Consider the following 2,601-nt stretch of genomic DNA (forward strand, 5'->3'; position numbering starts at 1 on the left):
CCGTCAGAGGGCGCGGTGCTGCTGCACGCAACTCCTCCACCAGCGCATAGAGACGATCGGTCCGTGTCACCTCAAAAAAGCTACCTCACACCTGCGACAGGAACTCGGCCTGTCTGCGCAGCTCCTGTTCGGTAACGGTGAGCGGGAAAAGGGTGAACCCGTGCATCGCCCCGGCCACGACCTCCAATTCGACGGGAATGCCGGCAGCCCGCCAACGCGCGGCCAGGAACAGCGAATCGTCCAGCAACGGATCGGCGGTTCCAACGACGATCCGGGCCGCCGGCATTCCCGACAGGTCGGCGTACAGCGGCGACAGCTCCGGGTCGCGCCGCTGTTCGGGTGACCAGCCGGGGACGAACGCATCGTAGATCGCCCGAAGCGAGTCGGTGTTGCTCAGTAGCGGGCGCGCTCCGAACAGCCGCTGGCTCGGCGTCATGGACAGGTCGAAGGGGCCGAATGTCAGGTGGACCGATCGGAACGCATTCGTGATCGCATGCCGGTCCCGAAGCCGTAGCAGGCTCGTCAGCGACAGATGGGCGCCGGCGGACTCGCCGCCTATGAGAAGACGATCGGTGCCGAACTCCGTCACGGCGTTGCTGACCAGCCACAGCGCCGCACGCTCGCAGTCATCCGGCGCCGCGGGGAACGGGTGCTCGGGGGCAAGGCGGTAGTCGACACTGAGCACGGCGAGTCGCGCGGTACGGGCGAGGTCCCACAACCGCTCGTCCTGCCCGTCGGCCGAGCCGAACATCCAGCCGCCACCATGAATATGCAGGTATACGCCCTCGACCACTCGCGGGACCAAGAACCGCAGCTTCACATGGGCCCCGTCGACCTCGACATCCCGGTCGTGCGCCTCAGCCAGACGCACCGGCGGCGTGTCGCCGCCCAGTCGATTGCGCCGCAGAGCCGCCAGCATCACGGCATCCGGTCGCCTCGCCCGGTCAGGACGGGACTTCGCCTTGGCCTCGAATGCGGCGTTGAACGCTGCGGTTTCGGCGAGGCAGTCAAGCCCGGTCGTGGCGACGTCATCGGGACGAGGGCCGGCGGGACGCGCGGTAGCGATGTGTGTCATGCCTCGATCGTCACCGGGGTCAGCGACAGCCTATTGTCACCCTTTGACAGTGATCCCCATCACATTCGATCCCCGTTGTTCGTCTGGGCCGTCGGCGCGAAACCTTCCCCTTTGAGTAGCAACGGCTCCCGTCTCAACGCCGCGAGGGCGTACGCGAAGCAGTCGCCGAAGTTCAACCGGGCGGGGCTGCCGCTCTCCCGACCGAGATCATCCTATCGGAGTGTCGCTACGACCGTTTGAACCCGCCCCTCCTTACGGAATAGTTGTGCAAGGTCGCATTGGCGGCCGACATCGCCGGCCGGTTCACCGCGACGAGTGCGGCAGCATACCGAGCCGCGTCAGGTTCGGCCCGGACGACGGCGACAAGCGCCGAGGAGTCGACGATCATGCCGGCAACCCACGCTCGTCATAAAGATCATCAATGCTCAGGCTGGACGCGGACACCGCGGCAGCAATCTGACGGCCGATGGCCACAATACGGGCGGCTCGTTGCTCAGCATCCTCGCTATCAGCACGCATTCGGTCGAGGCGCTCGCGGAGCACCACGGTCGCAGCGGTGGTGATGCTCTCCCCGGTCAACTCGGCAAGCTCGCGACTGAGCGACCTCCATCACCGGCGCCCCACCCTTGACGGATGCCAGAGCGACAGACTGACCCGGCGACCCATGGTGACCGTGACCCACGGAGGCGATCCTGGCGGACCGCGCATCGGATCGCGCTGTGACGTCATTTTGACGCTATTTCGACGCTAGAATGACTTCATGGATCGCACCGAGGTAACCACGACCAACCTCACCGTCCGGGCCCTCCCGGCACGGGTGCGCGCCACTCTGACCGCCCGCGCGAAGGCGCGGCGGCAGTCGCTGAACGCCTACCTGCTCGACGTGCTCAGCCGCGAGGCGAGCACGCCGACCATGGACGAGGTGCTCGCCGACATCGACAACGCCCGCCCTTCCGCCGGGCTCACCACGGACGACGCGGTCGCCGCCGTACGCGCGGTCCGTGATGCACAGGAGGAACGGTGGGGCTGATCGTCGTTGACGCGCCCCTGATCGTCGATCTACTCGCCGGAGACGACAGCCCTCGACGTAAGGCCGCGAGGGATCGACTGGCCGGTGGCGACGCCCCCTACGCCCCCGCGCACCTGGACATCGAGGTCATCTCGGCGCTTCGCGGCCTTGCCCGACGTACGAGCCGGCTGGCCGGGCACGCCCCGATCCTCGTCGCCAACCTGCTCCGCCTGCCGATCCGTCGCGAACTGCTCAGTGGGCCGACCGCTGTGCGGGTGTGGGAACTGCGCGAAAACATGACGGCCTACGACGCAGGTTACGTCGCGCTTGCCGAACAGCTTGACGCCGTCCTGCTCACCTGCGACGCCAAGTACGCAGCTACAACCGGCCCACGCTGCGCCATCGAACTCATCACCTAGCCTGCGCCCGGCTCAGGTCAACGACTTCCACCGCCGCCAACAGGTACAAGCCGCACGTTCGTCAGTGGCCGAACCTTGATCGTCCACTCCATGCTCAC

Annotated in this window: 4 protein-coding genes and 1 pseudogene; 2 read left to right on the forward strand and 3 right to left on the reverse strand. The window is 66.8% G+C overall.

The window, feature by feature from the left end:
- Positions 1–85: 85 nt before the first annotated feature.
- The 3 genes and pseudogenes from U9980_RS27885 to U9980_RS27895 all read right to left on the reverse strand — a co-directional run.
- Positions 86–1,075 carry an alpha/beta hydrolase gene (locus U9980_RS27885; RefSeq protein ID WP_322770654.1) on the reverse strand — a complete coding sequence of 330 codons (990 nt, stop codon included), beginning with the start codon at positions 1,073–1,075 and terminating at the stop codon, positions 86–88.
- A 226-nt stretch (positions 1,076–1,301) separates the two neighbouring features.
- Positions 1,302–1,463, reverse strand: coding sequence for a type II toxin-antitoxin system VapC family toxin (locus tag U9980_RS27890; RefSeq protein ID WP_322770655.1), 162 nt, complete (start codon positions 1,461–1,463; stop codon positions 1,302–1,304).
- A pseudogene (locus tag U9980_RS27895) lies at positions 1,460–1,666 on the reverse strand (type II toxin-antitoxin system VapB family antitoxin); the annotation flags it as partial. The pseudogene U9980_RS27895 and the gene U9980_RS27890, both read right to left, overlap by 4 nt.
- A gap of 169 nt (positions 1,667–1,835) precedes the next feature.
- On the opposite strand from U9980_RS27895, the gene U9980_RS27900 reads away from it, so the two are divergent.
- Both U9980_RS27900 and U9980_RS27905 read left to right on the forward strand, forming a co-directional pair.
- On the forward strand, positions 1,836–2,105 hold the full coding sequence (locus tag U9980_RS27900; RefSeq protein ID WP_322770656.1) for a hypothetical protein: 270 nt from the start codon (positions 1,836–1,838) through the stop codon (positions 2,103–2,105).
- Complete coding sequence (locus U9980_RS27905) at positions 2,096–2,503, forward strand: type II toxin-antitoxin system VapC family toxin (RefSeq protein WP_322770657.1); 408 nt, start codon at positions 2,096–2,098, stop codon at positions 2,501–2,503. Before U9980_RS27900 ends, U9980_RS27905 begins: the two co-directional genes overlap by 10 nt.
- Positions 2,504–2,601 lie beyond the last annotated feature (98 nt).

The organism is Protofrankia sp. Cr1 (assembly GCF_963555865.1).
GTDB lineage: Bacteria > Actinomycetota > Actinomycetes > Frankiales > Frankiaceae > Protofrankia.